At 67.5% G+C, this 21,885-nt stretch carries 17 protein-coding genes and 4 tRNA genes; 14 read left to right on the top strand and 7 right to left on the bottom strand.

From position 1 onward, the window contains the following. Positions 1–13: 13 nt before the first annotated feature. Complete coding sequence (locus ABEA07_RS05975; protein WP_345536515.1) at positions 14–520, top strand: DUF1993 domain-containing protein; 507 nt, start codon at positions 14–16, stop codon at positions 518–520. On the opposite strand, the gene hemH is transcribed toward ABEA07_RS05975, so the two are convergent. Beyond that, on the bottom strand, positions 502–1,551 hold the full coding sequence (gene hemH, locus ABEA07_RS05970; protein ID WP_345536514.1) for a ferrochelatase: 1,050 nt from the start codon (positions 1,549–1,551) through the stop codon (positions 502–504). The genes ABEA07_RS05975 and hemH overlap by 19 nt on opposite strands. A gap of 16 nt (positions 1,552–1,567) precedes the next feature. Between hemH and ABEA07_RS05965 the strand changes: the two genes are divergently transcribed. After that, the gene (locus ABEA07_RS05965; RefSeq protein WP_345536513.1) at positions 1,568–2,299 is read left to right on the top strand and encodes an HAD family hydrolase; all 732 of its coding nucleotides are present in this window, start codon (positions 1,568–1,570) and stop codon (positions 2,297–2,299) included. 82 nt (positions 2,300–2,381) lie between these two features. Here the strand turns inward: ABEA07_RS05965 and hpnE are convergent, their stop codons facing one another. The 3 genes from hpnE to hpnC form a co-directional block, all read right to left on the bottom strand. Beyond that, positions 2,382–3,647 carry a hydroxysqualene dehydroxylase HpnE gene (gene hpnE, locus ABEA07_RS05960; RefSeq protein ID WP_345536512.1) on the bottom strand — a complete coding sequence of 422 codons (1,266 nt, stop codon included), beginning with the start codon at positions 3,645–3,647 and terminating at the stop codon, positions 2,382–2,384. 76 nt (positions 3,648–3,723) lie between these two features. Continuing rightward, positions 3,724–4,563, bottom strand: coding sequence for a presqualene diphosphate synthase HpnD (gene hpnD, locus ABEA07_RS05955; protein ID WP_345536510.1), 840 nt, complete (start codon positions 4,561–4,563; stop codon positions 3,724–3,726). Then, the gene (hpnC, locus tag ABEA07_RS05950) at positions 4,560–5,474 is read right to left on the bottom strand and encodes a squalene synthase HpnC (protein ID WP_345536508.1); all 915 of its coding nucleotides are present in this window, start codon (positions 5,472–5,474) and stop codon (positions 4,560–4,562) included. The genes hpnD and hpnC overlap by 4 nt, the downstream gene beginning before the upstream one ends. A gap of 181 nt (positions 5,475–5,655) precedes the next feature. Between hpnC and ABEA07_RS05945 the strand changes: the two genes are divergently transcribed. From ABEA07_RS05945 to ABEA07_RS05890, 12 genes are all read left to right on the top strand, one after another. Further along, positions 5,656–6,825 (top strand): efflux RND transporter periplasmic adaptor subunit, encoded by a 1,170-nt coding sequence (locus ABEA07_RS05945; RefSeq protein ID WP_345536507.1) that lies wholly within the window; start codon positions 5,656–5,658, stop codon positions 6,823–6,825. A 10-nt stretch (positions 6,826–6,835) separates the two neighbouring features. After that, positions 6,836–10,009 carry an efflux RND transporter permease subunit gene (locus ABEA07_RS05940; protein WP_345536506.1) on the top strand — a complete coding sequence of 1,058 codons (3,174 nt, stop codon included), beginning with the start codon at positions 6,836–6,838 and terminating at the stop codon, positions 10,007–10,009. Between the two features lie 122 nt (positions 10,010–10,131). Beyond that, positions 10,132–10,218 (top strand) — tRNA-Leu (locus ABEA07_RS05935). 29 nt (positions 10,219–10,247) lie between these two features. After that, positions 10,248–11,561: a trigger factor gene (gene tig, locus ABEA07_RS05930; RefSeq protein ID WP_345536505.1), complete on the top strand. Its 1,314-nt coding sequence runs from the start codon at positions 10,248–10,250 to the stop codon at positions 11,559–11,561. 92 nt (positions 11,562–11,653) lie between these two features. Then, positions 11,654–12,262: an ATP-dependent Clp endopeptidase proteolytic subunit ClpP gene (gene clpP, locus ABEA07_RS05925; protein ID WP_345536504.1), complete on the top strand. Its 609-nt coding sequence runs from the start codon at positions 11,654–11,656 to the stop codon at positions 12,260–12,262. A 146-nt stretch (positions 12,263–12,408) separates the two neighbouring features. Then, positions 12,409–13,674 carry an ATP-dependent Clp protease ATP-binding subunit ClpX gene (gene clpX / locus ABEA07_RS05920; protein WP_345536503.1) on the top strand — a complete coding sequence of 422 codons (1,266 nt, stop codon included), beginning with the start codon at positions 12,409–12,411 and terminating at the stop codon, positions 13,672–13,674. Between the two features lie 123 nt (positions 13,675–13,797). Further along, positions 13,798–16,239, top strand: a complete 2,442-nt coding sequence (lon, locus tag ABEA07_RS05915) for an endopeptidase La (protein ID WP_345536502.1) — start codon at positions 13,798–13,800, stop codon at positions 16,237–16,239. Positions 16,240–16,293: 54 nt separating this feature from the next. After that, positions 16,294–16,369, top strand: a tRNA-Gly gene (locus tag ABEA07_RS05910). Between the two features lie 77 nt (positions 16,370–16,446). Continuing rightward, positions 16,447–16,520, top strand: a tRNA-Cys gene (locus tag ABEA07_RS05905). Between the two features lie 90 nt (positions 16,521–16,610). Continuing rightward, a tRNA-Leu gene (locus tag ABEA07_RS05900) sits at positions 16,611–16,703 on the top strand. 22 nt (positions 16,704–16,725) lie between these two features. Next, complete coding sequence (locus ABEA07_RS05895; protein WP_345536501.1) at positions 16,726–17,352, top strand: DUF6806 family protein; 627 nt, start codon at positions 16,726–16,728, stop codon at positions 17,350–17,352. A 72-nt stretch (positions 17,353–17,424) separates the two neighbouring features. Next, complete coding sequence (locus ABEA07_RS05890; protein WP_345536500.1) at positions 17,425–18,765, top strand: MFS transporter; 1,341 nt, start codon at positions 17,425–17,427, stop codon at positions 18,763–18,765. Here the strand turns inward: ABEA07_RS05890 and ABEA07_RS05885 are convergent. Genes ABEA07_RS05885 through ABEA07_RS05875 form a run of 3 tightly spaced genes read right to left on the bottom strand, consistent with a single transcriptional unit; the run spans position 18,732 to position 21,879 of the window. Next, positions 18,732–19,493, bottom strand: a complete 762-nt coding sequence (locus ABEA07_RS05885; protein ID WP_345536498.1) for a PA3715 family protein — start codon at positions 19,491–19,493, stop codon at positions 18,732–18,734. The genes ABEA07_RS05890 and ABEA07_RS05885 overlap by 34 nt on opposite strands. Positions 19,494–19,504: 11 nt before the next feature. Continuing rightward, entirely contained in the window at positions 19,505–20,329 is an 825-nt protein-coding gene (gene murI / locus ABEA07_RS05880) for a glutamate racemase (RefSeq protein WP_345536497.1), read from the bottom strand. Next, positions 20,326–21,879 carry a fumarate hydratase gene (locus tag ABEA07_RS05875; protein WP_345536496.1) on the bottom strand — a complete coding sequence of 518 codons (1,554 nt, stop codon included), beginning with the start codon at positions 21,877–21,879 and terminating at the stop codon, positions 20,326–20,328. The genes murI and ABEA07_RS05875 overlap by 4 nt, the downstream gene beginning before the upstream one ends. Between the last annotated feature and the right edge of the window lie 6 nt (positions 21,880–21,885).

Raw genomic sequence — 21,885 nt, 5'->3', positions numbered from 1 at the left:
GGAGACTTTATTCATGGCGCTTTCCTTCTACGACATCTCGGTGCCCGTGTTTCTGCGCGGGCTGGGCCAGCTGTCCCACGTGCTCGACAAGGGCCTGGCCCACGCCCGGTCAACCGGCCTCGACCCGGCCACGCTGGTCGAGGCGCGGCTCGCACCGGACATGCTCACGCTGGCCGGGCAGGTACAGCGGGCCAGCGATGCCTCCAAGCTGGGCGCGGCACGCATCGCCGGCATTTCGGCACCGAGCTACGAGGACAGCGAGACGCGCTGGGAGGAACTGGAGGCGCGTATCGCGAAGACGGTGGAATTCTTGAAGTCGATCGACCGCGCACAGGTCGATGGCGGCGAAAACCGCCCCGTCGTGCTCAAGGTGCGCGACACGCAGATCGAGTTCACGGCGCAGCGCTATCTGCTTCAGTTCGCGTTGCCGAACTTCTTCTTCCACGTGACCACCGCTTACGCCGTGTTGCGACACAGCGGCGTGCCTGTGGGCAAGCTCGACTACCTCGGCAGGTTCTGAGCCGCTACGCGCGTGGGCCAGCCCGCCAGGTGGCGCTCGGCCAGCGCGCACAGCGCGTCGATCCAGTCCGGGCTGTCGTTCAGGCAGGGGATGTAGTGGAAGGCCTTGCCGCCGGATTGCAGGAAGGCGTCGCGGCCTTCCATCGCGATCTCTTCCAGCGTCTCCAGGCAGTCGGTCGGAAAGCCCGGGCACATCACGTCCACGCGGGCCACGCCGGAGGCGCCGAGCGCGCGCAGCGTCGGCTCGGTGTAGGGCTCCAGCCATTTGGCGCGGCCGAAGCGGGACTGGAAAGTGACCTGGTACTGCGCCTGCGCCAGTCCCAGCCGTGCGGCCAGCAGGCTCGCACTGGCGAGGCATTGGTCCTGGTACGGGTCGCCCAGCCGGATGTTGCGTTCGGGGATGCCGTGGTAGCTCAGCAGCAGCCGGTCGGGCCGGCCTTCGTGCTTCCAGTGGGCTTCGACGCTGCGGGCCAGGGCCTCGATGTAGAGCGGGTCGTCGTGGTAGTCGTTGACGAAGCGGAACTCGGGCACGCGGCGGCGGCGTGCGCTCCAGGCATTGACGGCGTCGATCGCGCTCGCGGTGGTGGTGCCCGAGTACTGCGGGTAGGCCTGCAGCACCAGGATGCGGGTCACGCCTTGGGCCGCCAGCGCGTCGAGCTGGGCCGGGATGGAGGGCTGGCCGTAACGCATCGCTTCGTGCACTGTCACGCGGTGGCCGCGCTCGCCCAGCCAGCCTGCCAGCAGCTTTGCCTGCTTCTGGGTCCAGACCTTCAGGGGCGAGCCCTCGGGCGTCCAGATGCCGGCGTACTTGGCGGCGGACTTGGCTGGCCGCGTGCGCAGGATGATGCCGTGCAGGATCGGTGCCCAGAGGGCCTTGGGGATCTCGACCACGCGCGGATCGCCCAGGAATTCCGCGAGAAAGGGCCGCACGGCGGCGGCGGTGGGTTCGTCGGGGGTGCCGAGGTTGCACCAGAGCACGGCGATGCGCTCCCGGTCGTTCGCGGCGGCAGGAGCGGATGAAAGAAAAGGCATTGCGCTATTCTCGGCCATGGCCCCCGCGACCCCCGACACCCAGGCGCTCGACGTGAAGCGCATCGCCGCGATCACGCTCGACCTGGACGACACCCTCTGGCCCATCTGGCCCACCATCGAGCGCGCCGAGCGCGTGCTGCACGACTGGCTGGTGCGCGAGGCACCGAAGACTGCGGAGCTGCTGGTCGCGCCCGGTGTGCTGCGCGAACTGCGCGAGGCCACGGAAAAGGAGCGCTCCGACCTCGCGCACGACCTGAGCGCGCTGCGCCGCGAGTCGATCCGAACCGCGCTGCGGCGCGCGGGCGAGGACCCGGCGCTGGCCGATCCGGCCTTCGATGCCTTCTTCGCCGAGCGCCAGCGGGTCACGCTCTACGACGACGCGCTGCCGGCCCTGCAATGGCTGAGCGAGCGCTATCCGCTGGTCGCCGTCTCCAACGGCAACGCGAGCGTGGAGCTCACCGGCGTGGGCCGCTGGTTCCGCGCCGCCTTCAGCGCCCGCGAGTTCGGCAGCGGCAAGCCGCACGCGGCCATCTTCCACGCCGCCGCGGCCGCGGTCGGGCAACGGCCCGAGCAGGTGCTCCACGTGGGCGACGACGCCGCGCTGGACGTGGTGGGCGCGCTCGGCGCGGGCATGCAGGCCGCGTGGCTGGTGCGCGACGAGCGGCCCTGGGAAGAAGGGGCGCGGCCGCATCTGATCGTGCCGGACCTGCGCGCGTTGTGCGCGGCGCTGGAGTCGGGGGCGTTCTGAACGCGCAGGCGCAGGGCGCGCCGCGTCGGAATGCGCCCGGCCCCCGCCCGCGCAGGGTGCGTGCCGAGCACGCCCCGGCGGCCTATCCGCCCGCGGCCTTGCCACTGCGCACGGCGCCCTCGATCGTGGCGGGGTACGGCCCGTCCACGTAGTCGCCGCAGGCGACCAGGCCCGCGGCGATGCGGGCCGCCGGGCGCTCCAGGCCTGGCGTGCAGGCGAAGGTGGCGCGCTTCTCCACCACCGTGAGCAGCGGCGCGAGACCGGTCTGGCCCAGTTGCTCTCGCGCCTGTGCCAGCACCTGCTGCTCGAGCGCTTCGCGTTCCTCCGTGCTGGCGCTGACCACGAAGGCCAGCAGGCCCGCCGGGCCGCCGAGCTGGCCGCGGTCGAAGACGAACTGGGCCGGTGCGGCGTGCGAGGTGCGCATCGCCAGCACCGGGCTGGGCAACGGCGTGCCGCCGGTGGCGTAGACGGTGGCGATGGCTTCGTGCTGCAGCGCCTGCGCGGTCTGCGCCCAGTTGGCGGTCTCGGGCAAGCCGACCGCGGCGGCGAGGCGCGCGGCTTCCCAGGGCGGACAGGCGAGCACCACGCGATCGAAGCGCTGGCCATCGACCCGCCAGCCCGCGGGGGTGCGCGACAGGGCTTGCACCCGCAGGCCCATCGCCACCTCGGTGCCGTGCTGCGCGAGCCAGCGGCCCGCGGCATCGGGCAGCAACGCGCCCAGGTCGACCCGCGGCAGCAGCAGATCAGCGCCGCCGCGCCCGGTGAACAGGGCGTCGTGGAGCACGCGCAGGAACACCTGGCCGCTGGCGCGGGCCACGGGCGTGTTGAGGGCCGAGACGCACAGCGGCTCGACGAGTTCGCGTCGCACGCGCGGGGTGAGCGTGGCGCAGAGGGTATCGACCGAGGCCAGCGGATCGCACTGGAAACCCGAGAGGCGCCAGCGCAGCGCGGTCGACACCAGCGCGGCCTTGTCGCGCAGCGACCAGCCGCGCGCGCCGAGGATGCCCACCAGCAGGTCCAGCGGCGGCGGCCAGCCTGCCGGCACTTGCAGGCCGCCGCCCTCGGCGAAGCGCAGTTGCAGCGGCATCCGGCGCAGTGCGGCTTCGGGGTCGATGCCCAGCTCGCGCATCAGGCCCAGTGTGGCGCTGTAGGCGCCGATCAGGATGTGCTGGCCGTTGTCGAGCAGGATGGGTGTGCCGTCCGGCAGCCGCGCGGGCAGGGCACGGGCGCGGCCGCCGAGCGTGCGCGCGGCCTCGAATACCGTCACCGCATGGCCGGCGCGCCGGGCTTCGACCGCACAGGCCAGGCCGGCCCAGCCCGCACCGATGACGGCGATGGCCTGGGTCACAGTCGGCCGCCGCCGGGCCGTCCCTCCGCCTCGGGGGGTGGAGCGACACGAGCGAAGCGCGCGAGAAGCCGGGCTGTCATAACTTGCCGAGGGCTTGCACCCGCCACGCGAGCCAGAGCTTGCGCAGCGGCGTCAGGCTCACGCGCTGGTTCAGCACCTGGAAGCCGTCGCGCTCGATCTCGCGCAGCAGGGTGCGGTAGATGCTGGCCATCATGAGTCCCGGCTTCTGCGCGCGCCGGTCTGCCGCGGGCAGCAGTGACAGGGCTTCGTCGTAGGCCGCATGGGCGCGCCGGGCCTGGAACTTCATGAGCGCGACGAAGCGCTCGGAATGGACGCGGTTCAGGATCTCGTGCGCCTTGACGTCGTACTGCTGCAGCTCGTTGACCGGCAGGTAGATGCGCCCGCGCAGCGCGTCCTCGCCGACGTCGCGGATGATGTTGGTGAGCTGCAGCGCCAGGCCCAGCTTGTGCGCGTAGGTGGTGGTCTGCGCCTCGGTCTGGCCGAAGATGCGCGCGGCGCCTTCACCCACCACGCCGGCCACCAGGTGGCAGTAGCGCTTCAGGCCGGCGAAGTCGAGGTAGCGGGTCTGCTCCAGGTCCATCTGGCAGCCGTCGATCACTTCCTGCAGCTGGCGCGCCTCGATGCCGTAGGTGCCGGCATGCGGCATCAGCGCCTGCATCACCGGATGCTGCGGCCGTCCGGCGAAGGCCTGCTGCACCTCGTTGCGCCACCAGGCGAGCTTGGTGGCGGCGACGCCGGGGTCGCTGACTTCGTCGACCACGTCGTCGATCTCGCGGCAGAAGGCATAGAAGGCCGTGATCGCGGCGCGTCGCGGCCGGGGCAGGAAGAGAAAGGCGTAGTAGAAGCTGCTGCCCGAGGCGGCGGCCTTGTCCTGGACGTACTGCTCGGGGGTCATCGTGGAGAACTCGTCATCGCGGGCGATTGTCTCCGCATCCACAGGGCACGCCAGGCGAGAGCGGGCGCATCGGCCTTGCCGATGGTCGGGCGCCGCGACCAGCTGTCGAAGCCCAGCGCCTCGATCTTGTCGAGGATGCGCAGGCCGCCCTGCACGACGAGGCGCAGCTCCCAGCCGGCGCGGCCGGGCAGGCGGTGCACGAGCGGGGCGCCTTCGTTCATCAGCGCGCGGGCCCAGGCCACCAGGCTGCGGACCAGTGCGAGGGCGGCGGCCGGCGGCGCGGCGGGCCTCGAGGGCCTGAAGTCTCGCAGCGCCTGGGGGGACAGGCCGTGTGATGCCAGCTCGGCCGCGGGCAGGTAGAAGCGGGCGCGTGGCAGGTCCACGCTCAGGTCCTGCCAGAAATTGACGAGCTGCAGAGCGCTGCAGATGGCATCGCTGCATGCGAGCGATCGCGCGTCGTCGACGCCGTAGAGATGCAGCAGCAGCCGGCCGACCGGATTGGCCGAGCGGCGGCAGTAGTCCAGCAGTTCGGCGCGATCTGCATAGCCGGTGGCATCCCGGGTTTTCTCGATGTCCTGCATGAAGGCGGAGAGCAGGTCGGCCAGCAGCGGCTCGGGCAGGGCGAAGTCGCGCATGGCCTGCGCGAGCGGGCCGAAGACCGCCGGCCAGCGGGCCGAGGGCGGGGCGCCGTGCGCCGCGGCCGCGAGTTCGGTGCGAAAGGCGCGCAGATCGTCGAGGCGCTGGTCGGCCGGGGCATCGCCTTCGTCGGCGATGTCATCCGCGGTGCGCGCGAACGCGTAGATCGCTGCGATGGGTGGCCGCAGGCGTGGGGGGCACAGCCATGAGGCGACCGGAAAGTTTTCGTAGTGGGTGGGGGCGGGCGCGATGGCGGGAGGGGACGTGGAAGGCACCCGGCGGATTGTCGTGCACGCGGTTCTCAGGTCAGTGACGCCGGTGTGGCGCCCTCTGCATGCCATGGGTCACGTCCCCTGGTGCCGGCGCCTTTCGGTAATTGACAACGGTTCGCAGTTACCCTAGATTACTAACCGGCTGGTCATTAATGACCCCCATCGTTTCTTCCAAGGGTGTTTCATGACCGCGTCGTCCACGTCCCCTGCCTTCCGTCGCGCTGGCCTCCTCGTGCTTGCCGCACTGGCGCTCGCCGGCTGCTCACGTCCCCAGCCTGCGGCGGAGCCGGTGCGGGCGGTCAAGGTGATCACGGTGGGCACCAGCGCGTATGGTACTGAGCCCGAGTTCGCCGGCGAGGTGCGGGCGCGCATCGAATCGCGGCTGGGCTTCCGGGTGGCTGGCAAGATCATCCGCCGGCAGGCCGAACTGGGCCAGCACGTCCGGGCCGGCCAGGCACTCGCCCAGCTCGATCCGCAGGACTACCGGCTGGCCGCCGAGGCGGCCCGCGCCCAGCAGGCAGCGGCGCAGACGAACCGTGACCTGGCAGCCGCCGACCTGAAGCGCTACCGTGGCTTGCGGGAGCAGAACTTCATCAGCGCCGCCGAGCTCGAGCGGCGCGAAAGCACATACAAGGCGGCCCAGGCGCAACTGGAACAGGCGCAGGCCCAATTGGCCACCCAGGGCAACCAGGCCCAGTACACGACACTGGTGGCGGACGTCCCGGGCATCGTCACCGCGATCGAGGCAGAGCCGGGACAAGTGGTCTCGGCCGGCACGCCGGTCGTGCGCATCGCGCAGGACGGCGCGCGCGACGTGGTCTTCTCCGTGCCGGAAGACCGCGCCGGGCTGGTGAAGGCCGGTTCGCCCGTCACGGTGCGCGGCTGGGCCGACGACAAGGAAATCGAAGGCAAGGTGCGCGAGGTGGCGGCCAGCGCCGACACGGTGACGCGCACCTTCGCCGTCAAGGTCGCGATCGATGCGGCCACGGCGCCCGCGCTCGGCGCCACGGTCTATGCGCGCCCGCATGCGCTTTCGCGCAACGGCGCGGCGGTGATCAAGCTGCCGACCACAGCGCTGCGCCAGGAAGGCCAGGGCAGCGCGGTCTGGGTGCTGGACAAGGCCAGCATGACGGTGCGCTCGCAGCCGGTGGAGGTGAGCACCGCCGACGGCAACGAGGCCGTGATCGGCAGTGGCCTGACGCCGGGTATGCAGGTGGTGGTGGCCGGGGTGCACGTGCTGTCGCCGGGGCAGAAGGTCTCGATCTACCGGGACAAGCGCGCCGCACCCGCTTCGGCGGCCCAGGAGCCGGTCAAGGGCCCGGGCACGGTCGTGCCGGTTTCCGCTGCCCGCTGACGAGTCCGCCATGACCGCGCAGGCTGCTGGTACCGGCAAGGCCGGATTCAACCTCTCGAAATGGGCGCTCGACCATTCGGCGCTCACCCGCTATCTGATGGTGGTGCTGATGCTGCTCGGCATCGCCGCCTACTTCCAGCTCGGGCAGGACGAGGATCCTCCCTTTACCTTCCGGGCGATGGTGGTACGCACCTACTGGCCCGGCGCCACGGCGCAGCAGGTGGCCGAGCAGGTGACGGACAAGATCGAGCGGACGCTGCAGGAGGCGCCCTATGCCGACAAGATCCGCAGCTACTCCAAGCCCGGCGAGTCGCAGATCATTTTCCAGATCAAGGATTCCTCGCCCCCGGGCGACGTGGCCAATGTCTGGTACACGGTGCGCAAGAAGATCGGCGACATCCGCGGCACCCTGCCAGCGGGCATCCAGGGGCCCTTCTTCAACGACGAATTCGGCGACGTCTACGGCGTGATCTACGCGCTGGAGAGCGACGGCTTCAGCTATGCCGAACTCAAGACTTTCGCCGACGACGTGCGCCAGAAGCTGCTGCGCGTGAAGGACGTGGCCAAGGTCGAGCAGTTCGGGGTGCAGGACGAGAAGGTCTTCATCGAGGTCTCGCAGAAGCGCCTGGCGCAGCTGGGACTGGACTTCAACGGCGTGCTGTCCCAGCTCGGGCAGCAGAACGCGGTCGAGAGCGCGGGCACGATCCAGGCGCCGGCCGACGTGGTGCAGGTGCGCGTGGCCGGCCAGTTCACCAGCGTGGAGCAGCTGCGCACGATGCCGATCCGCGGCAGCTCCGGCAACCAGATGCGACTGGGCGACATCGCGGAGATCCACCGCGGCTACGTCGACCCGCCCCAGGTCAAGGTGCGGCACCAGGGCAAGGAAGTGATCGGGCTGGGCATCTCCATGGCCAAGGGCGGCGACATCATCGCGCTGGGCAAGTCGCTGCGCGCCGCGACGGCCGAGATCGACAAGCGCCTGCCGGCCGGGGTGAGGCTGCGGCAGGTGCAGGACCAGCCGGTGGCGGTCGCGACCTCGGTCAACGAATTCGTGAAAGTGCTCATCGAGGCGGTCGCGATCGTGCTGGCGGTGAGCTTCATCTCCCTCGGGCTGCACAAGGGCGGGCGCTTCGGCTGGCACGTGGACGTCCGCCCGGGGCTGGTGGTGGCCATCACCATCCCGCTGGTGCTGGCCGTGACCTTCCTGGCGATGCAGTACTTCGGCATCGGGCTGCACAAGATCTCGCTGGGCTCGCTGATCATCGCGCTGGGCCTGCTGGTGGACGACGCGATCATCGCGGTCGAGATGATGGTGCGGAAGATGGAAGAGGGCTACGACAAGGTGCGTGCCGCCACCTTTGCCTACGACGTCACCGCCAAGCCGATGCTGACCGGCACGCTGATCACCGCCGCCGGCTTCCTGCCCATCGGCATCGCCAAGTCGACGGTGGGCGAATACACCTTCGCGATCTTCTTCGTGACCGTGATCGCGCTGGTGTTGTCGTGGCTGGTGTCGGTGTATTTCGTACCTTACCTGGGCACGCTGCTGCTGAAGGTCAAGCCGCACGATCCCGACGCGCCGCCGCATGAGCTGTTCGACTCGCGTTTCTACAACACCTTCCGGCGCATGGTGAACTGGTGCGTCGAGCACCGCTGGCTCACGATCGGCGCGACGCTGCTGATCTTTGCGCTGGGCATCGTGGGCATGGGCAAGGTGCAGCAGCAGTTCTTTCCCGACTCGAGCCGGCCGGAGATCATGGTCGACCTGTGGTTCCCGGAAGGCACCTCCTTCGCCGCCAACGAGGAAGTGGCCAAGCGGGTCGAGCAGCGCCTGTTGAAGGAGGAGGGCGTCGCCTCGGTCAGCACCTGGATCGGCTCGGGCGTGCCGCGCTTCTACCTTCCGCTGGACCAGACCTTTCCGCAGTCCAACGTCTCCCAGCTGATCGTGCTGGCCAAGGACCTGAAGGTGCGCGAGAAGCTGCGCCTGCAGATGCCGGCGATGTTGGCGGAGGAGTTCCCGGAGATCCGCGGACGGGTGAAGCTGCTGCCCAACGGGCCGCCGGTGGCCTACCCGGTGCAGTTCCGCGTGATCGGCACCGAGCCGGGGCAGTTGCGCATCCATGCCGACGAGGTCAAGGCCATCCTGCGCGAGAACCCCAGGATGCGCGGGGTCAACGACAACTGGAACGAGTCGGTCAAGGTGATCCGGCTGGTGGTCGACCAGGACAAGGCGCGCGCGCTGGGCGTCACCAGCCAGGCGATCGCCCAGGCCTCGCGCACCATGTTCAGCGGCACCAACGTCGGCCAGTACCGCGAGAACGACCTGCTGATCGACATCGTGCTGCGCCAGCAACCCGACGAGCGCGAGTCGATCTCGGACATCGGCAACGCCTATCTGCCCACCGCGTCGGGCCGCTCGATTCCGCTGCTGCAGATCGCCAAGCCGGTCTTCACCTGGGAGCCGGGCGTGATGTGGCGCGAGAACCGTGACTACGCCATCACCGTGCAGGGCGACATCATCGAGGGCCTGCAGGGCGCGACCGTCACCGAGCAATTGCTGCCCGCGCTGCGCAAGCTGGAGGCCAAATGGCATGCCGAGGGACAGGGCGCGTACCGCATCGAGGTGGCGGGCGCGGTGGAAGAGAGCAGCAAGGGCTCGTCCTCGATCGTGGCCGGCTTGCCGATCATGCTGTTCCTGACCTTCACGCTGCTGATGCTGCAGCTTCACAGCTTCAGCCGTTCGATGCTCGTGTTCCTGACCGGGCCGCTGGGCATCGCCGGCGTGGCAGGCGCGCTGCTGATCTCCGGCCGGCCCTTCGGCTTCGTCGCGCTGCTGGGGGTGATCGCGTTGATGGGCATGATCCAGCGCAACGCCGTGATCCTGATCGACCAGATCGAGCACGACCGCGCCGACGGCGTGGCGACCTGGGACGCGATCGTCGAATCGGCGGTGCGCCGGCTGCGGCCGATCGTGCTGACGGCGGCGGCGGCTGTGCTGGCGATGATTCCGCTCTCGCGCAGCGTGTTCTGGGGCCCGATGGCCGTGGCCATCATGGGCGGGCTGATCGTGGCCACCGTGCTCACGCTGCTGGCGCTGCCGGCGATGTATGCCGCCTGGTTCCGCGTGCGGCGCGATGAAGCCGACCCTGCCAAGGAAGCAGAGGAGGCCTTGGTTCGCGCTTAAAATACCGGGTTGACCGATTTCAGGCGGTCGGCCTCTCGGCCGGCTGCTCGTCGAATACGAAGGCGGCCTTGAGGGCCGTTTTCCGTATTGGTCACCTGGAAAACTGGAAAAAACTGGGGACCGCGCGGGTGGCGAAATTGGTAGACGCACCAGGTTTAGGTCCTGACGTTCGCAAGAACGTGCCGGTTCGAGTCCGGCCCCGCGCACCAGCACAAGACCCTCACAAGGAACTTACGAAATGACCGTGAACGTTGAGACCCTCGAGAAGCTCGAGCGCAAGATCACGCTGACCTTGCCCGTCGGCACCATCCAGTCCGAGGTCGATTCACGCCTCAAGAAGCTGGCCCGCACCGTCAAGATGGACGGGTTCCGCCCCGGCAAGGTGCCGATGACGGTGGTGGCCCAGCGCTACGGCTACTCGGTGCACTACGAGGTCATGAACGACAAGGTCGGCGAGGCCTTCTCGCACGCCGCCAACGAGGCCAAGCTGCGCGTGGCCGGCCAGCCGCGCATCACCGAGAAGGAAGGCGCGCCCGAAGGCCAGCTGGCATTCGATGCGATCTTCGAAGTGTTCCCGGACGTCAAGATCAATGACCTGGCCAATGCCGAGGTCGACAAGCTCAGCGCCGAGGTCGGCGACGACGCCATCGACAAGACGCTGGACATCCTGCGCAAGCAGCGCCGCACCTTCGCCCAGCGTGCCCAGGACGCCGCCGCGGAGGACGGCGACCGCGTCACGGTCGACTTCGAGGGCAAGATCGACGGCGAACCCTTCCAGGGCGGCAAGGCCGACGACTTCCAGTTCATCGTCGGCGAAGGCCAGATGCTCAAGGAATTCGAGGATGCCGTGCGCGGCCTGAAGTCCGGCGACAGCCGCACCTTCCCGCTGTCCTTCCCGGCCGACTACCACGGCAAGGACGTGGCCGGCAAGCAGGCCGACTTCATGGTCACCGTGAAGAAGATCGAGGCCTCGCACCTGCCCGAAGTGAACGAGCAACTGGCCAAGTCGCTCGGCATCGCCGATGCCACGGTCGAGGGCTTGCGCGCCGACATCAAGAAGAACCTGGAGCGCGAGGTCAAGTTCCGCCTGCTGGCCCGCAACAAGACCGCGGTGATGGATGCCCTGGTCGCCAACGCCGAGCTGGATCTGCCCAAGTCCAGCGTGCAGGCCGAGGTGGATCGCATGGTCGAAGGCGCCCGCGCCGAGCTCAAGCAGCGCGGCATCAAGGATGCCGACAAGGCGCCGATCCCCGACGACGTGTTCCGCCCGCAAGCCGAACGCCGCGTCCGCCTGGGCCTGGTGGTGGCCGAGCTGGTGCGCGCCAACAACCTGCAGGCCAAGCCCGAGCAGATCAAGGCCCACATCGATGAACTGGCCGCCAGCTACGAAAAGCCGGCCGACGTGGTGCGCTGGTATTTCAGCGACAACCGCCGCCTGGCCGAGGTCGAGGCGGTGGTGATCGAGAACAACGTGACGGACTTCGTCCTGAGCAAGGCCAAGGTCAACGAAAAGTCGGTGAGCTTCGACGAGCTCATGGCCCAGCAGGGCTGATCGCCGCCGGCGCATCCCTCATGGGGCTTGTGCTTTGGAGCACGAGCCCCATGTCGTCTCGGTACAGTACAAACCTCTCTGGAGAGCAAACAATGAGCGCACAGGACATTCAAGGCCTCGGCATGATCCCGATGGTCATCGAGCAATCGGGCCGCGGCGAGCGTTCCTACGACATCTATTCGCGCTTGCTCAAGGAGCGGGTGATCTTCCTGGTCGGCGAGGTGAACGACCAGACCGCCAACCTGGTGGTGGCGCAGTTGCTCTTCCTGGAGAGCGAGAACCCCGACAAGGACATCTCCTTCTACATCAACTCCCCGGGCGGCAGCGTGAGCGCCGGCATGGCGATCTACGACACCATGCAGTTCATCAAGCCGGACGTGTCCACCCTGTGCGTGGGCTTCGCTGCCAGCATGGGCGCCTTCCTGCTGGCGGCCGGCGCCAAGGGCAAGCGCTTCTCGCTGCCCAACTCGAAGATCATGATCCACCAGGTTCTGGGCGGCGCCCGCGGCCAGGCCACGGACATCGAAATCCACGCCCGCGACATCCTCAAGACGCGCGAGCAGATGAACCGCATCCTGGCCGAGCGCACCGGCCAGAGCGTGGAGAAGGTCGCCCGCGACACCGAGCGCGACTACTTCCTGAGCGCGGACGAGGCCAAGGAGTACGGTCTCGTCGACCAGGTGATCGCCAAGCGCGGCTGACCGGGTCCGAACGGCCGGCGCCATGGGGCCCGGGCGAAGACGGCGTTTTCCGCACGGAGAACGCCGTTTTTGTTCGGGCCGGGGACGGGCCGAGGGGCATTCTTCTTCGCTATCATTGTTAAACCCCCGTTACGAGGCATCTGTCCATGGCCGAAAAGAAAGGCTCTTCCAGCGAAAAAACGCTTTACTGCTCGTTCTGCGGGAAGAGCCAGCACGAGGTCAAGAAGCTGATTGCCGGTCCGTCGGTGTTCATCTGCGACGAGTGCATCGACCTGTGCAATGAGATCATCCGTGACGAACTGCCGGCGGGCGAGGAGTCGCGCGAGCCGCGCAACGACCTGCCGACGCCAGTGGAGATCAAGGCCAACCTCGACAACTACGTGATCGGCCAGGAGCCGGCCAAGCGCATGCTCTCGGTCGCGGTGTACAACCACTACAAGCGCCTGCGCCACAAGGACAAGGCCAAGGGTGACGATGTCGAGCTGAGCAAGAGCAACATCCTGCTCATCGGCCCCACCGGCTCAGGCAAGACCCTGCTGGCCCAGACGCTGGCCCGCATGCTGGACGTGCCCTTCGTGATGGCCGACGCCACCACGCTGACGGAAGCCGGCTACGTCGGCGAGGACGTCGAGAACATCATCCAGAAGCTGCTGCAAAGTTGCAACTACGAAGTCGAGCGTGCGCAGCGCGGCATCGTCTATATCGACGAGATCGACAAGATCTCGCGCAAGTCCGACAACCCCTCGATCACCCGCGACGTGTCGGGCGAGGGCGTGCAGCAGGCGCTGCTCAAGCTGATCGAAGGCACCATGGCGAGCGTGCCGCCGCAGGGTGGGCGCAAGCATCCCAACCAGGACTTCCTGCAGATCGACACGACAAACATCCTGTTCATCTGCGGCGGCGCCTTCGCGGGGCTGGAGAAGGTCATCGAGAACCGCACCGAAGCCTCGGGCATCGGATTCGGCGCGTCGGTCAAGAGCAAGCAACAGCGCAGTCTGACCGAGGTGTTCCGCGAGGTCGAGCCCGAGGACCTGATCAAGTTCGGCCTGATCCCGGAGCTGGTCGGCCGGATGCCGGTCGTGGCTTCCCTGGCCGAGCTGACCGAGGACGCGCTGATCCAGATCCTCACCGAACCGAAGAACGCGGTCGTCAAGCAGTTCACCAAGCTGCTGCAGATGGAAGGTGTGGACCTGGAGATCCGTCCAGCCGCGCTGCGCGCTATCGCGCGCAAGGCCCTGGCCCGCAAGACCGGCGCGCGCGGCCTGCGTTCGATCCTGGAGCAGTCGCTGATCGACACCATGTTCGAGCTGCCGAATGCCACCAATGTCGACAAGGTCGTGGTCGAAGAATCCACAATCGACGAAAGCAAGCCGCCGCTCCTCGTGTACCGCGAGGCGGCCAAGAAGGCCTGACCGGGTGTTCGTCAGGCCGGCCCCTCCGATCACGACGACCGGCGTCTTTGACGATTACCGTGCCCGCGGGCTTGAAAAGCGCGCGCGGCCGACCATCTTTCCATGATCAAGTAAAGGATTCCCATGTCCGGTCATACCCCCCTGCCCGCCACCGAGCTCGACCTGCCTCTTCTGCCATTGCGCGATGTGGTCGTGTTCCCCCACATGGTGATACCGCTGTTCGTGGGCCGTCCCAAGAGCATCAAGGCCCTCGAGCTGGCGATGGAGGCGGAGCGCCGGATCATGCTGGTCGCCCAGAAGGCCGCCGCCAAGGACGAGCCCTCCGTGGAGGACATGTTCCAGGTCGGCTGCATTTCCACGATCCTGCAGATGTTGAAGCTGCCCGATGGTACGGTGAAGGTGTTGGTCGAAGGCCAGCAGCGCGCACGCGTCAACCGCATCGACGACGGCGAATCGCATTTCTCCGCCAACGTGACGCCCGTCCAGGTGCCTGACGCTGCCGCGCAGAAGGGCACCGAGGTCGAGGCGCTGCGCCGTGCGGTGATGCAGCAATTCGACCAGTACGTCAAGCTCAACAAGAAGATTCCGCCGGAGATCCTGACTTCGATCTCCAGCATCGACGATCCGGGCCGCCTGGCCGACACCATCGCCGCGCACCTGCCGCTCAAGCTGGACAACAAGCAGGCCGTGCTCGATCTCGACGACATCAAGGCGCGGCTGGAGAACCTGTTCGGCCAGCTCGAGCGCGAGGTTGACATCCTCAACGTCGACAAGAAGATCCGCGGCCGGGTGAAGCGCCAGATGGAGAAGAACCAGCGCGACTTCTACCTCAACGAGCAGGTCAAGGCGATCCAGAAGGAGTTGGGCGAAGGCGAAGAGGGCGCGGACATCGAGGAGATCGAGAAGAAGATCAAGCTCGCCAAAATGCCCAAGGAAGCGCTCAAGAAGGCCGAAGGCGAACTCAAGAAGCTCAAGCTGATGTCTCCCATGTCGGCCGAGGCCACCGTGGTGCGCAACTACATTGACGTGCTGGTGGGCCTGCCCTGGAGCAAGAAGACCAAGATCAAGCACGACCTGGCCCATGCCGAGGAGGTCCTCAACGAGGACCACTACGGCCTGGAGAAGGTCAAGGACCGCATCCTCGAATATCTCGCGGTGCAGCAGCGCGTGGACAAGGTGAAGGCGCCGATCCTCTGCCTGGTCGGCCCGCCGGGCGTGGGCAAGACGTCCCTGGGGCAGTCGATCGCCAAGGCGACCGGCCGCAAGTACACCCGCATGGCGCTGGGCGGGATGCGCGACGAGGCGGAGATCCGCGGCCACCGCCGCACCTACATCGGCGCGCTGCCGGGCAAGGTGCTGCAGAGCCTGAACAAGGTGGGCACGCGTAACCCGCTCTTCCTGCTGGACGAGATCGACAAGCTGGGCACCGACTTTCGCGGCGATCCGTCGAGCGCGCTGCTGGAAGTGCTGGATCCGGAGCAGAACCACACCTTCGGTGACCACTACGTGGAGGTCGACTTCGACCTGTCGGACGTGATGTTCGTCGCTACATCCAACTCGATGAACATCCCGCCGGCGTTGCTGGACCGGATGGAAGTCATCCGCCTGGCGGGCTACACCGAGGACGAGAAGACCCACATTGCATTGCGCTACCTGCTGCCCAAGCAGATGAAGAACAACGGCGTCAAGGAAGACGAGTTGCTCATCACCGAGGAGGCCGTGCGCGACATCGTGCGCTATTACACGCGCGAGGCCGGCGTGCGTTCGCTCGAGCGCGAGCTCTCCAAGATCTGCCGCAAGGTGGTCAAGGGCCTGCTGCTCAAGAAGATGACGCCGCAGGTCGTGGTCGAGGGCAAGAACCTCAACGAGTTCCTGGGTGTGCGCAAGTACACCTTCGGCCTGGCCGAGAAGCAGAACCAGGTCGGCCAGGTGGTGGGCCTTGCCTGGACCGAGGTGGGCGGCGACCTGCTGACGATCGAAGCAGTGACCATGCCGGGCAAGGGCGTGATCAGCCGCACGGGTTCGCTCGGCGACGTGATGAAGGAATCTGTCGAGGCTGCCCGCACCGTGGTGCGCAGCCGCGCGCGCCGGCTCGGAATCAAGGACGACGTGTTCGAGAAGCGCGACATCCATATCCACGTGCCCGATGGTGCGACGCCCAAGGACGGCCCCAGCGCCGGCGCGGCGATGACCACGGCCTTCGTCTCTGCGCTGACCGGCATCCCGGTGCGTGCCGACGTCGCGATGACCGGCGAGATCACTTTGCGCGGCGAGGTCACGGCCATCGGCGGCCTGAAGGAAAAGCTGCTGGCCGCGCTGCGCGGCGGCATCAAGACGGTGCTGATCCCAGAAGAGAACGCCAAGGACCTGCAGGACATTCCCGAGAACGTGAAGAACGGCCTCGAAATCGTGCCTGTGAAGTGGATCGACAAGGTGCTCGAGATCGCGCTGGAGAAGCAGCCCACACCGCTGTCGGACGAAGAGGTCGCGGCTGCTGCGGCGGCGATGGCCGAATCGGCCAAGCAGCGTGCGTCGCAGGCTGTCGAAGGGTCCGTCAAACATTGAGGCCCGGCGCTTGCGAGACCTCGAAAAATTGGTCTATAATTGAAGGCTTGAAACGCGGGAATAGCTCAGTTGGTAGAGCGCAACCTTGCCAAGGTTGAGGTCGAGAGTTCGAGACTCTTTTCCCGCTCCAGTATTCGAAAAGGGAAGCTGCATGCTTCCCTTTTTTTCGCGAGTTCGCAGAAAAAAAAGAGACATCGACACACGCATGGCGCGATAGCAAAGCGGTTATGCAACGGATTGCAAATCCGTCTAGCCCGGTTCGACTCCGGGTCGCGCCTCCACCTTTTCCCGGTACCGTCGATCGGACAGCCCCTCCAACCATCGTTGTCGGGGCTGTTTTCGTTTCGGGTATCGTCGCTATCCAACCGGACGCCCGGATGGTGAAATTGGTAGACACATCGGACTTAAAATCCGCCGCTTCCTGCATAAGGGGCATACCGGTTCGACTCCGGTTCCGGGCACCACCACATCACAAGGGAGCATGACATGCCTCGCTACAACGCTCCATTCGAAATCCACGTCCATGGCGACGTGCCGCTGCGCGCTGACGTCACTTTCGAGCAGATCCAGGAAGCCCTCAAACCCCTCTGGAAGTACGCCGGCGCCCGTTCGCTGGCCGACGGTGCCAGCAGCGTTTATGAAGAGGAGCCGGGTATCCGCTTCGAGCAGAAGGAGCACATGCTCCAGGTCTGCTGGACTGTGGCCGGCGACGAAGACTTCCGCCAGGCCCTCGATGAAATGTGCATGGCGCTGAACGAACTGGCCGAACAGGGCGCGGCGATCGAGGTCACCTTCTACGACACCGATTTCGACGAGGAGGAGGGCGACCCGGACGAAGAGTCGCGCGACGACTTCCTCATGCTCTTCGTCGGCCCGAATCCGGCGGCGATCATGCAGGTGCAACGCGACCTGCTGGTCGAGGATGTGGTGAACCTCATGGAACGTCACTTCGACGGTTCGGAACTCGGCGGCGTGGTGGCCGAGATAGACAAGCTCTTCGGCGACCGCTTCGACGCGCTGGTCAACTCGCTGGAAATCGGCAAGCGCCCGCGCGGCGGCTCGGGCGGGCCCGGCGGCCATGGCGGCGGACGCCGTCCGCGCCACCTGCACTGAGTCCTTCGGTCTTTCCGCGGTGCGGCCCGGCTGCTCCGCTATGCTCGGCGACCTTCATTCGAGGAGCGTCGCTTGGCCCTTTTCTCCCAATCTGCCCTGCGTCCCGGCGTGCGCAAGCGCGAGGTGTTCGGTTGGGCGATGTACGACTTCGCCAACTCCGGCTACACCACGGTGGTGATCACGGCGGTGTTCGCCGCCTACTTCGTCGGCGGGATCGCCAAGGGTGCACCTTGGGGGGCCTTTGCCTGGACAGTGGCGCTGAGCGTCTCCTACGCAATCGTGATGCTGAGCATGCCGGCGATCGGTGCCTGGGCCGACCTGCATGCCGCCAAGAAGAAGGTGCTGGCCGTCGTCACCGCCGGCTGCGTGCTGGGCACGGCGGCGCTCGCGTTCACGCCACAGGCCGGCGGTGCCGCGGGTGTGGCACTCGCGATGGCGCTGGTGGTCGTCTCCAACACTTTCTATTCGTACGGCGAGTCGCTCACCGGCGCCTTCCTGCCGGAACTCGCGACGGCGGAGGGCATGGGCAAGGTCAGCGGATGGGGCTGGGCCTTCGGCTACGTGGGCGGCATGCTCGCCCTGGGGCTGTGCCTGGGCTATGTGCTGTGGTCGCAGGCGCACGCACTGCCTGCCTCGCATTTCGTGCCGGTGACCATGCTCATCACCGCCGCCATCTATGGCGCGGCTGCCTGCGTGACCTTCTCGCTGCTTCCGGAGCGCGCCATCCCCTCCGCGCCGGGCGAACGCCGCAGTGCCTGGCAGCAACTGCGTGAAACCTTCCAGCAGGCGCGTGCCTATCGCGACTTCATGTGGCTGCTGGCCTGCACCGTGTGCTACCAGGGCGGCGTGGCGGTGGCGATCACGCTGGCCGCGATCTACGCCGAGCAGGTGATCGGTTTCGTGCCGAGCGAGACCATGGTCCTGATCTTTGTACTCAACATCGCGGCGGCGCTAGGCGCCTTCGGCTTCGGCTATCTGCAGGACCGCATCGGCCATCGGCGCGCGCTCGGGGGCACGCTGCTGGCGTGGGTTGCCGTGTGCCTGATCGCAGCGTCGGTCACGACCAAGGGCGGCTTCTGGTGGGCAGCATCGATCGCGGGCCTGGCGATGGGTTCCAGCCAGTCGGCCGGGCGCGCCATGACGGGGGTGCTCGCCCCACCTCGCCAACTGGCCGAGTTCTTCGGCCTGTGGACCTTCGCGACGCGGCTGGCGGGCATCATCGGGCCGCTGAGCTATGGGGCGATCACCTGGATGACCGGCGGTAACCAGCGCATCGCCATCCTGACGACGGCGGTGCTGTTCGTGGCCGGGTTGCTGTTGCTGTTGCCGATCGACATGCGGCGTGGGCGGGCGGCGGCGCTGCGCGAGGAGGGCGGGCCTCAGTCGGGCGTCGAACCCTTTGCGGCGCGATAGGCCGATCCGTCGTAGCGCCAGGTCTGCGAGCTGAACGTGGACTGCCGCTCCTGTGTCGTGCAGGTCTCGCCCTGTGCGCTGGAAACCGTCTCCGAGTGCGACTGGCGCAGAACCAGGTCGGCGTAGCCGTGGGTCGTGCTGCGCGCGACCGACAAGTTGCTGCGCACGGTCTCGAAGCTGCCGGCGCAGTTGGCATCCCATTCGCCTCGTTCCAATACCACCTCGACTCCGTCCAGCACCTTGGCCAGCTTCGATCCCTGTGGGAGGTAGAGACTCAGCGTCTCATTCGAATACGGGCTCAGGCGCGACGCGCCCTGGCGCAGCACGCGCAGCCCGAAGGCGCGCGCACCGTCCGCCAGCACGTAGCGGCTGGTGTCGACCTTGATCGCGCGGATGCGGACGTCGTATTCGCGCAGGGCTTCCGACTCGAAGAGCCGGCTGACGATGGTGGCGCGTTCGCTGTTGCCGTTGTCGGCCAGCTGAACGACCAGCACATCCAGGTCGAACTGGGTGAAGCCGGGCACCGAGGAAGAGCGCGGCAGCGGCAGAACGACGATGACGCGGCCGTTGACACCGCGCCAGGGCTGGCAGGCCGCGCGTTCATGGTCGAGCGCGCGGTCGGCGTGCAGCTTCGCGTGCATGCGTTCCGCGAGGCCTGTCTCGCAGGCGGCATGCCCGGCCGTGCCGACGGCCATCAGCAGCGAGGCAAGGAACAAGCTTCGGCGCATGCGCAAGCGAATCAAGCCGTGGCAAGGACCGCGCCGGCGGCAGGGCGGACCAGCCAGCGCGCGGCCGCGGCGTCGAGTGCGCTCGGCGCCCCACTGCTGACGAGCATGACCGAGCCATCGCCATCGCCGGCCAGTTGCCCGGCCTGCGCCAGCAACCGCCGCGTCTGCTGGGCGACCGGCGCGCCGGTGTCGATGAAGCGCACCGACTCGCCGCAATGGCGGCGCAACTCGGCGGCGATGAAGGGGTAATGCGTGCAGCCCAGCACCAGCGTGTCGATCTCGCCCGGCGCGGTGCCGAAACGGCCGGCATCGTGCAGATAGCCCTCGCTCAGTCGGGCGATCGCGGCATCGTCACCGCGCTCGATGGCGCCCGCCAGGCCGTCGCAGGGAACGACGTGGAACACCGCCTGGCCCGCCAGAGAGGCACGCAGGGCCTCGAACTTGCGGCTCTCCAGCGTGACCCGCGTCGCGATCACCGCGACGTGGCCGGTGCGGCTCGCGGCCACCGCTGGCTTGAGCGCCGGCTCGACGCCGACCACCGGCAGGTCCGGGTGCTCGTCGCGCAACGCATGGATCGCGGCCGCCGTGGCCGTATTGCATGCGACCACCAGCGCCTTGATGCCATGCCGCTCGCGCAGGTAGCGGGCCACCGCAGCGGTGCGCTGCGCCACGTAGGCATCGCCGCGCTCGCCGTAGGGCGCGTGGCCGTTGTCGGCGAAGTACACGAAGCGCTCGCGGGGCAATTCCTCGCGCAGCGCATTCAACACGCTGAGGCCGCCGACGCCGCTGTCGAAGACGCCGATCGGCCGCTCTGCAGAGGCGCCCGGACTGCTCAAGCAGCCTCTTCCATCATGATGGTCTTGAACTGCCCGGTGGCGATGCGCTTCTGCCATTCGGCCGGACCGGTGATGTGCGCGCTGGTGCCGCCCGCGTCGACCGCCACGGTCACCGGCATGTCCACCACGTCGAACTCGTAGATGGCTTCCATGCCCAGGTCCTCGAAGCCCACCACCTTCGCCGTCTTGATGGCCTTGCTGACCAGGTAGGCGGCGCCGCCGACGGCCATGAGGTAGGCGCTCTTGTGCTTCTTGATGGCTTCGATCGCCACAGGCCCGCGCTCGGCCTTGCCGATCATCGCGATCAGCCCGGTCTGTGCCAGCATCATCTCGGTGAAGCCGTCCATGCGCGTGGCCGTGGTCGGGCCGGCGGGACCCACCGCTTCGTCCTTGACCGGGTCGACCGGGCCGACGTAGTAGATGACGCGGTTGGTGAAGTCCACCGGCAGCTTCTCGCCCTTGGCCAGCATGCCCTGGATGCGCTTGTGCGCGGCATCGCGGCCGGTGAGCATCTTGCCGTTGAGCAGCAGCGTGTCGCCCGGCTTCCAGCTCGCCACTTCTTCCGGCGTGAGCTTGTCCAGGTCGACGCGCTTGCTCTTGTTGTAGTCGGGCGCCCAGTCGATCTTGGGCCAGAGGTCCAGCGAAGGCGCCTCGAGGTACACCGGGCCCGAGCCGTCCAGCACGAAGTGCGCATGCCGCGTGGCCGCGCAGTTGGGGATCATCGCCACCGGCTTGCTGGCCGCATGGGTGGGGTACATCTTGATCTTGACGTCCAGCACCGTCGCCAGGCCGCCCAGGCCCTGCGCGCCGATGCCCAGGGCGTTGACCTTCTCGTAAAGCTCCACGCGCAGCGCCTCGACCTTGTCGAGTTCGGCGCCGGAGCGCTTCTTGGCCAGCAGTTCGTGCATGTCCAGGTCGTCCATCAGGCTTTCCTTGGCCAGCAGGGCGGCCTTCTCGGCGGTGCCGCCGATGCCGATGCCCAGCATGCCCGGCGGGCACCAGCCGGCGCCCATGGTGGGCACGGTCTTGAGCACCCAGTCGACCACGCTGTCGCCGGGATTGAGCATGACCAGCTTGCTCTTGTTCTCGCTGCCGCCGCCCTTGGCGGCCACAGTCACCTCGACGGTGTTGCCGGGCACGATCTCGGTGAAGATGACGGCGGGGGTGTTGTCCTTGGTGTTCTTGCGGTCGAACTGGGGGTCGGCCACCACCGAGGCGCGCAGCGTGTTGTCGGGGTGGTTGTAGCCGCGGCGAACGCCCTCGTTGATCGCGTCATCGAGGCTGCCGGTGAAGCCGCCCCAGCGCACGTCCATGCCCACCTTGAGGAAGACGTTGACGATGCCGGTGTCCTGGCAGATGGGCCGCTGGCCGGTGGCGCTCATCTTGCTGTTGGTGAGGATCTGCGCCATCGCGTCCTTGGCCGCGGGGCTCTGCTCGCGCTCGTAGGCGCGCGCCAGGTGGGCGATGTAGTCGCTGGGGTGGTAGTAGCTGATGTATTGCAGGGCGGCGGCGACCGACTCGATCAGGTCGGCTTGCTGAATGATGGTCATGGTGTG

Source organism: Variovorax defluvii, assembly GCF_039541515.1.
Lineage (GTDB): Bacteria > Pseudomonadota > Gammaproteobacteria > Burkholderiales > Burkholderiaceae_C > Variovorax > Variovorax defluvii.
Note: the sequence above shows the minus strand (reverse complement) of the source record. Positions and strands in the feature narration are given on the sequence as shown.

Excerpts from the sequence above, each read along its gene's own strand:
- ABEA07_RS05975 (WP_345536515.1), top strand. The coding sequence starts at position 14 with ATGGCGCTTTCCTTCTACGACATCTCGGTGCCCGTGTTTCTGCGCGGG.
- hemH (WP_345536514.1), bottom strand. The coding sequence starts at position 1,551 with ATGCCTTTTCTTTCATCCGCTCCTGCCGCCGCGAACGACCGGGAGCGC.
- ABEA07_RS05965 (WP_345536513.1), top strand. The coding sequence starts at position 1,568 with ATGGCCCCCGCGACCCCCGACACCCAGGCGCTCGACGTGAAGCGCATC.
- hpnD (WP_345536510.1), bottom strand. The coding sequence starts at position 4,563 with ATGACCCCCGAGCAGTACGTCCAGGACAAGGCCGCCGCCTCGGGCAGC.
- ABEA07_RS05945 (WP_345536507.1), top strand. The coding sequence starts at position 5,656 with ATGACCGCGTCGTCCACGTCCCCTGCCTTCCGTCGCGCTGGCCTCCTC.
- ABEA07_RS05940 (WP_345536506.1), top strand. The coding sequence starts at position 6,836 with ATGACCGCGCAGGCTGCTGGTACCGGCAAGGCCGGATTCAACCTCTCG.
- tig (WP_345536505.1), top strand. The coding sequence starts at position 10,248 with ATGACCGTGAACGTTGAGACCCTCGAGAAGCTCGAGCGCAAGATCACG.
- clpP (WP_345536504.1), top strand. The coding sequence starts at position 11,654 with ATGAGCGCACAGGACATTCAAGGCCTCGGCATGATCCCGATGGTCATC.
- clpX (WP_345536503.1), top strand. The coding sequence starts at position 12,409 with ATGGCCGAAAAGAAAGGCTCTTCCAGCGAAAAAACGCTTTACTGCTCG.
- lon (WP_345536502.1), top strand. The coding sequence starts at position 13,798 with ATGTCCGGTCATACCCCCCTGCCCGCCACCGAGCTCGACCTGCCTCTT.
- ABEA07_RS05895 (WP_345536501.1), top strand. The coding sequence starts at position 16,726 with ATGCCTCGCTACAACGCTCCATTCGAAATCCACGTCCATGGCGACGTG.
- ABEA07_RS05885 (WP_345536498.1), bottom strand. The coding sequence starts at position 19,493 with ATGCGCCGAAGCTTGTTCCTTGCCTCGCTGCTGATGGCCGTCGGCACG.
- ABEA07_RS05875 (WP_345536496.1), bottom strand. The coding sequence starts at position 21,879 with ATGACCATCATTCAGCAAGCCGACCTGATCGAGTCGGTCGCCGCCGCC.